The sequence below is a fragment of the Nonomuraea terrae genome (assembly GCF_004348995.1).
GTDB lineage: Bacteria > Actinomycetota > Actinomycetes > Streptosporangiales > Streptosporangiaceae > Nonomuraea > Nonomuraea terrae.
On the sequence record NZ_SMKQ01000317.1, the window covers coordinates 1 to 6,880 of the forward strand.

7 protein-coding genes are annotated in these 6,880 nt (G+C 72.5%); 6 read left to right on the plus strand and 1 reads right to left on the minus strand.

All coding sequences use genetic code 11. The features are described 5' to 3' along the window. The first annotated feature begins 326 nt into the window (after nucleotides 1-326). Genes E1286_RS44890 through E1286_RS44915 form a run of 6 tightly spaced genes read left to right on the plus strand, consistent with a single transcriptional unit; the run spans nucleotide 327 to nucleotide 6,181 of the window. Nucleotides 327-1,271, plus strand: coding sequence for an STM4015 family protein (locus tag E1286_RS44890; protein WP_132623168.1), 945 nt, complete (start codon nucleotides 327-329; stop codon nucleotides 1,269-1,271). After that, complete coding sequence (locus E1286_RS44895) at nucleotides 1,271-2,278, plus strand: STM4015 family protein (protein WP_132623170.1); 1,008 nt, start codon at nucleotides 1,271-1,273, stop codon at nucleotides 2,276-2,278. Before E1286_RS44890 ends, E1286_RS44895 begins: the two co-directional genes overlap by 1 nt. Beyond that, on the plus strand, nucleotides 2,278-3,321 hold the full coding sequence (locus tag E1286_RS44900; protein WP_165970216.1) for an STM4014 family protein: 1,044 nt from the start codon (nucleotides 2,278-2,280) through the stop codon (nucleotides 3,319-3,321). Before E1286_RS44895 ends, E1286_RS44900 begins: the two co-directional genes overlap by 1 nt. Beyond that, complete coding sequence (locus E1286_RS44905) at nucleotides 3,314-4,105, plus strand: STM4013/SEN3800 family hydrolase (RefSeq protein ID WP_132623176.1); 792 nt, start codon at nucleotides 3,314-3,316, stop codon at nucleotides 4,103-4,105. The genes E1286_RS44900 and E1286_RS44905 overlap by 8 nt, the downstream gene beginning before the upstream one ends. Next, nucleotides 4,092-5,360, plus strand: a complete 1,269-nt coding sequence (locus E1286_RS44910; protein ID WP_132623172.1) for an STM4012 family radical SAM protein — start codon at nucleotides 4,092-4,094, stop codon at nucleotides 5,358-5,360. The genes E1286_RS44905 and E1286_RS44910 overlap by 14 nt, the downstream gene beginning before the upstream one ends. Then, on the plus strand, nucleotides 5,354-6,181 hold the full coding sequence (locus E1286_RS44915) for an STM4011 family radical SAM protein (protein WP_132623174.1): 828 nt from the start codon (nucleotides 5,354-5,356) through the stop codon (nucleotides 6,179-6,181). The genes E1286_RS44910 and E1286_RS44915 overlap by 7 nt, the downstream gene beginning before the upstream one ends. A 173-nt stretch (nucleotides 6,182-6,354) precedes the next feature. Here E1286_RS44915 and E1286_RS44920 read toward each other — a convergent pair. After that, on the minus strand, nucleotides 6,355-6,880 hold a 526-nt coding region (locus tag E1286_RS44920), incomplete at its 5' end, for a DUF6745 domain-containing protein (protein ID WP_342776335.1).

The following is a 6,880-nucleotide window of genomic DNA, read 5'->3' on the forward strand; positions in this document are numbered from 1 at the left end:
CCCCGGCATACGCTCCCGCTCCTGCGTACGCGCCCGCACCTGCCCCGGCACCCGCTCCCGCACCGCGACGGGACCCGGTCGGTTCCACGCTCAACAGCGTCGGCGGGCTCAGCGGAACGGTCAGGCATCTTCCCGAAACGGTCGAAGCGCTCACCGGCGTGCACCTCAAGTAAGAGTTCCCCGCCTGGTGGTCCCGCCGGGCTGACGGGTCAAGCCCAGGCCGGCGCGGGGAGCCAAGTCTCCGGTCGACGGTCTGGGTGGAGGTGTCGGGGACATCTGGTAGGACAGGTGCTCACATCGAATCCCCCCGACACGAGGACCACCCCGTGAGTTACCCCCATGACGACTACCTCGACGACTACGCCGGGCTGCCGGTGGCGTTCGTTCCCTTCTCCGAGGAGGAGGAGCCGCAGCCGCGGGCCGATGCCGCCGCCTGGCGGCTGCGGGCGAGCGAATGGCAGGACGACGCGCCCGACCACGTCGCCGAGGGCCTCGACTGGTTCTTCGAGCACGTGGAGACGGAGAAGGTCCAGGCCATCGTGGTCGGCGAGTGGGAGGAGTGCTACGAGTCCGACAGCGGGCCGATCATCGCCCGCCTGGCCGCCGAGCGTGACCGGCTTCCCGCGCTGCGCTCGCTCTTCCTCGGCGCGATCGCGCAGGAGGAGGCGGAGATCTCCTGGATCCAGCAGTCCGACATCACGCCGCTGCTGGAGGCTTTCCCGAAGCTGGAGCGGCTGGAGGTGCGCGGCGGCACCGGGCTGCGGCTCCAGCCGGTGCGGCACGACTCGCTGCGGGTGCTCAGGTTCGAGACGGGCGGCCTGCCGGGCCACGTCGTGCGGGCGGTCGGCGAGTGTGACCTGCCCGCGCTGGAGCATCTGGAGCTCTGGCTCGGCGTCGAGGAGTACGGCGGCGACGCCACGATTCCCGACTGCGCGGCCATCCTGAGTGGCGCGCGGCTGCCCAGCCTGCGCCACCTCGGCCTGCAGGACAGCGAGATGCAGGACGACCTCGCCGCCGCCGTGGCCGCTGCCCCGATCGTGGCCCGGCTCGAGTCGCTCGACCTGTCGATGGGCGTGCTCACCGACACGGGCGCGGAGGCCCTGCTCAGCGGGCAGCCCCTCACTCACCTGCACACGCTCGACCTCAGCCACCACTACCTGAGCGACGAGATGATGCGCCGGCTGCCCGAGGCGCTGCCCGGGGCGCGGGTCATCCTCGACGACCGGCAGAAGCCGGACGGCGAGTGGCGCTACGTCGCGGTGAGCGAGTGATGGACGACTTCGACGAGGAGTTCTCCGGGGAGACGCCGGCCGATCCTCGCGATCCCGGCGAGACGTTCCTCCCGCGAGACGCGGTCTACCGCCACGACATGGGGGGCTCCCACAGGGAGAGGTTCGCCGGGCTTCCGGTGCCGTACGACATCCGGCCGGTGGCCGATCCCGGCCGCGTCGCCTGGGCCCTGTGCGACGAGACGGAGATCGGCCACGACGCGCCCGGATCCGCTCTGCCCGACGGGCTCGACAAGCTGCTGCGGACCGTGAACGGCGCCGAGGTCCAGGCTCTCGTGATCACCGGTTTCGGCGCGACCAACGCGCCCCGGCTGCTCGCGGAGCACGCCGATCACCTCCCGGCGCTGCGGTCGGTGTTCCTCGGGTTCGTCGAGCCCGAGCACTGGGAGATCTCCTGGATCCGGCAGGGCGACATCACACCGCTGCTGGAGGCGTACCCGAGGCTGGAGCGGCTCGACGTACGCGGTTCCGAAGGGCTGACGATGCGGCCCGTCACCCACCGGCACCTGAAGGTCCTCCGCTTCGAGACGGGCGGGCTGCCCGGTGAGGTCGTCAGGGCCGTCGGCGCGTCCGCCCTGCCGAGCCTGCAGCACCTGGAGCTGTGGCTCGGCATCGACCAATACGGCGGCGACTCCACGGTCGCCGACCTCGACGGCATCCTCTCCGGCGCCGGCCTGCCCGCGCTCAAGCGGCTCGGTCTGCGCGACAGCCCGATCCAGGACGACATCGCCGCCGCCGTGGCCGCCGCACCCGTGGTCGCCAGGCTCGAAGAGCTCAGCCTGGGCATGGGGACTCTCACCGACCGGGGCGCCGAAGCGCTGCTCAGCGGTCAGCCGCTGAGTCACCTGCGCGCGCTCGACCTGCGCCATCATTTCCTCAGCGAGACGCTGGCGGCCCGCCTGCGGCGGGGGCTTCCCGGCGTGGCCGTCGACCTCGAGGATGCTCAGCCCCGGGGCGACGACTGGCTGTATGTGGCGGTGAGCGAGTGATGGTGCGCTTCGCCGTGGTGGGGGTGCCCGGGGATCGGCGGGTGGCGCTGTTCCGGGAGGCGGTGCTCGCGAGGGGCTTGGCGGAGCCGTACGTGATCTCGTGGCGCGACGTGCTGGCCGGGCGGGAGATCGGTGCGCCCGCGGGAGCGCTGGTGCGGGTCGATTCGCCGGGTGAGGACGCCGAGGTCGACGCGCTGCTGCGGGGGCCCGGCGACCCGGCGCGGGTCGGCGGGAGCGCGGCCTGGTTCAAGGGGTTCGCCGCCGGCCTGGAGCGGGTGGCGGCGCTTGCGGGGGTGCGCGTGCTGGGGGACGCCGGGGAGATCTTGACGATGTTCGACAAGCGCCGCTGCCACGCGGTGCTGGCGGCGGCCGGGGTGCCGGTGCCCGACGCGTTCGAGGCGGTGTCGTACGCCGATCTGCGCGATGGCATGGCGGGGCGGCGCTGGGCGCGGGTGTTCGTGAAGCCGGCCCACGGCTCGTCGGCGTCCGGGGTGATCGCGCTGCACGCCCAGGGCGGGCGGGTGCACGCCGTCACGTCGGCCACCTGGGTCGGCGCGACGCTCTGCAACTCGTTGCGGGTCCGCACCGTGACCGACGAGGCGGAGCTGCGGCGGCTGGTCGACCACCTGGCGCCCGACGGGCTGCACGTCGAGCGCTGGTTTCCGAAGGCGTCACTCGGCGGGCGGGCGTTCGACCTGCGGGTGGTCACCGTGGCCGGCACGCCGACGCACGCCGTGGCGCGCACCAGCCGCACGCCCATGACCAACCTGCACCTCGGCGGCGCGCGCGGCGATCTCGGTGCGGTGCGGTCGCGGGCCGCTCTGTGGGAGCGGTTGACCGAGGTGTGCGCCCAGGCCGCCGCCTGCTTCCCGCGCAGCCTGGCGACCGGGGTCGACGTCATGGTGGGGGCCGACTGGCGGTCGGTGGCGGTGGCCGAGGTGAACGCGTTCGGCGACCTGCTGCCAGGCTTGGGGGATCTTTCCGGAAATAACAGGACTACGTATGACGAGCAGGTCGAGGCGGTCCTCCGTGAACATGCGTGAGATCGTCGGCAGCCACGACATCCTCCTCGTCACGCTCGACACCCTGCGCTACGACGTGGCCGCCGCGCTGGCCGACGCCGGCGAGCTGACCGGCCTGCTGCCGCCGGGCGCGCGCTGGGAGCGCCGCCACACCCCCGGCAGCTTCACGTACGCCGCCCACGCCGCCATGTTCGCCGGTTTCCTGCCCACGCCGGTCACCCCGGGGCCCCATCCGCGGCTGTTCGCGGCCACGTTCCCCGGCAGCGAGACCACGGCGGAGCACACCTGGGTGTTCGACGCGCCCGACCTGCCCGCGGGGCTCGCGCAGGCCGGCTACCACACGGTCTGCATCGGCGGCGTGGGCTTCTTCAACAAGCTGACGCCGCTCGGCTCTGCGCTGCCCGGCCTGTTCGCCGAGAGCCACTGGGAGCCAGAGTTCGGCGTGACGAACCCCGCCTCGCTGGAGCGCCAGATCGACCGTGCCACCGAGGTGCTGCGCGACCGCCGCGAGCCGGTGTTCCTGTTCGTCAACGTGTCGGCGCTGCACCAGCCCAACCACTTCTACCTGCCCGGGGCCTCCGGCGACTCGCTGGAGAGCCACGCGGCCGCCCTGCGCCACGTCGACCGGCACATCGGCCGGCTCTACGCGCTGATGTCCCGCCGCCGCCCGTGCCTGGTGATCGTCTGTTCCGACCACGGCACCGCGTACGGCGAGGACGGTCACGTCGGCCACCGGATCGGCCACGAGGTCGTCTGGACGGTCCCCTACACCCACTTTCTCCTGGAGCACCATGCGGCCGTATGAGGGTTACGTCTACGCCTATCCACACAAGACCGCCTACCGGCCGCTCGACCCGCGCCCGCAGCTCAAGGAGGTCTGGGCCGGCGAACACCCCGGGGCGCTGTACGTGCACATCCCGTTCTGCGAGATGCGCTGCGGCTTCTGCAACCTGTTCACCCGCACGGGCGCGCCGGAGGAGCTGGTCGGGGCCTATCTCGACACCCTCGAACGCCAGGCGCGGCAGGTGCGCGACGCGCTGGAGGAGACCGCGTTCACCACGGCGGCCTTCGGCGGCGGCACGCCGACCTACCTCAGCGCCGGCGAGCTGGAGCGGCTGTTCGACCTGACGGAGCGGACGATGGGCGTCGACCTGGCGCGCGTCCCGCTGTCGGTGGAGACGTCCCCGGCCACCGCCACCCCCGACCGCCTGTCCGTGCTGGCCGGGCGCGGCACGTCGCGGGTCTCGATCGGCGTGCAGAGCTTCGTGGACGCCGAGGCCCGCGCGGCCGTGCGCCCGCAGAAGCGCGCCGAGGTGGACGCGGCGCTCGACGCGATCAGGGATTCCGGCGTGCCGGTGCTCAACATCGACCTGATCTACGGCATCGACGGCCAGACCCCGAGCTCGTGGCTGTACTCGCTCGACACGGCCCTCGGCTGGCGCCCCGAGGAGCTGTACCTGTACCCGCTGTACGTCCGGCCGCTGACCGGGCTCGGCAAACAGGGCCGGGCGTGGGACGACCAGCGGCTGGAGCTCTACCGGCTGGGCCGCGACCATCTGCTGGCCGCCGGGTACGAGCAGGTCTCCATGCGCATGTTCCGCCTGCCGGGCTCCGGCGCGTCCGGCGGAGACCATTGCTGCCAGACCGACGGCATGGTGGGCCTCGGCTGCGGGGCGCGGTCGTACACGAGCGGGCTGCACTACTCCTTCGAGTACGCCGTCGGCGCCCGCCACGTCCGGTCGATCATCGACGACTACGTGGCGCGCGACGACTTCGACGTGGCGAACGTCGGCTTCGTCCTCTCCCTCGACGAGCGCAGGCGGCGGCACCTGCTCCAGTCATTGCTGCGCGCGGAGGGCATGTCGCGGCGGCTCTACGCCGACCGGTTCGGCACGGACGTGCTCGACGACTTCCCCCTGAGCGAGTTCCGTGCGTGGCTGACGATCTCCGACGAGACCGTGGCGCTCACCCCGGAGGGGCTCGCCCACTCCGACGCGATCGGGCCCGCGCTCTTCTCGCCCGAGGTGCGCCGGCTCATGGAGACGTACGCGGCATGCTGACCATCCTCTACCGCGGGCCGCTCGCCAGCTGCGACTACGACTGCGCCTACTGCCCGTTCGCCAAGCGCCGCGACACGCCCGAGCAGCTGCGCGCCGACCGGGCGGCGCTGGAGCGGTTCGCCGGCTGGGTGGCGGCGCAGGAGTCGCCGATCTCGATCCTGTTCACGCCGTGGGGCGAGGGCCTGGTCAGGTCGTGGTACCGCCGCGCGCTCGTGGAGCTGTCGTGGCTGCCGCACGTCGCCAAGGTCGCGATCCAGACGAACCTGAGCTGCCGGACCGACTGGTTGTCGGAGACGTCGGAACGGGCGGCGCTGTGGGTGACGTACCACCCGACGCAGGTGCCGTACGAACGGTTCGTGGCGAAGCTGCGCTCGCTTCCGGTGCGCCACAGCGTCGGCATCGTCGGCGACCCCGCCCACCTGCCGCACGCGCGCCGGCTCCGGGCGGACCTGCCGCCGGAGACGTACGTGTGGGTCAACGCCGAGGAGGGCCGCCTCTACACCGACGCCGAGGCGGCCGAGTGGGCGGCGATCGACCCACTCTTCTCCTACAGCCGCTTCCCCCACCGCAGCGCGGGGCTGCCCTGCCGCACCGGCGACAGCGTGATCTCGGTGTACGGCGACGGCACGGTCCGCCGCTGCCACTTCGTCCCGGAGGTGCTGGGCAACCTGTACGACGGCTCGTACCGCGCGGCCCTGCGCCCCCGCGCGTGCCCGGCCACGGCCTGCGACTGTCACATCGGCTACGTCCATCTGGAGCCCCTCGGCCTGTACGACGTCTTCGACGGCGGCATCCTCGAACGCATCCCCCACGCCCTCTGATCCAGGGGGCATGAGGCATCCGGCCGATCAGTTGTCGTCACGCCCTCTGAACCAGCGGTGTAGAGGGACGCGGCTGGTCAGGTTTGGGCACCCACCGCTGATCCAGCGGGGTGGGTGGCGCGGCGGGTCCGGTTTCGTCACCCACCCTGATCCACGGGAACGTGGGCGGTGGGTCAGGTTTCGCGTCGGGGGCGGTAGTCCTCCTCGGTTGTCCCGAATGTCCAGGCGACGCCCTGACGGGCCCGCGCCACCCACGGCGGGACGCGCAGGAAGTAGGTGCGGCGGGTGCCGTCGGGCTCGGGCGTGGAGTTGACCACCTCCACCATGACCAGCGGCTCGTCGCCGGACAGCTCGATCCGCCACAGCACCCCGGTCTCGTCGGAGTGGACCGGCCGCGCCTCGGACTCGGCCAGGTAGCGGTCGAAACCGAAGTGCTCCAGCATGACGCGGCGCAGCTCAGCGTTCGGTTCGGAGCGGATGCGTTCGGGGGTGAGCTCGCCCAGCGTGGCCCCGAACCCGGCGGGGACCGGCATGCCGTGCCAGGCGTGCAGGGCGAACCCGTCGGCGTACGCCAGGGCCGGGCCGTCGCCGCGATGCAGCCGCCCCATGTCGTCGAGGTGCAGCTCGACGGGCCGCCGCGTGACGATCGCCAGCCGTTCGTACGGCCACCACCACCCGGCGCTCTCCGCCACCCGTCTG

Coding starts and splice junctions, on each gene's coding strand:
- E1286_RS44895 (WP_132623170.1), top strand. CDS start 1,271: ATGGACGACTTCGACGAGGAGTTCTCCGGGGAGACGCCGGCCGATCCT.
- E1286_RS44915 (WP_132623174.1), top strand. CDS start 5,354: ATGCTGACCATCCTCTACCGCGGGCCGCTCGCCAGCTGCGACTACGAC.
- E1286_RS44905 (WP_132623176.1), top strand. CDS start 3,314: ATGCGTGAGATCGTCGGCAGCCACGACATCCTCCTCGTCACGCTCGAC.
- E1286_RS44900 (WP_165970216.1), top strand. CDS start 2,278: ATGGTGCGCTTCGCCGTGGTGGGGGTGCCCGGGGATCGGCGGGTGGCG.
- E1286_RS44910 (WP_132623172.1), top strand. CDS start 4,092: ATGCGGCCGTATGAGGGTTACGTCTACGCCTATCCACACAAGACCGCC.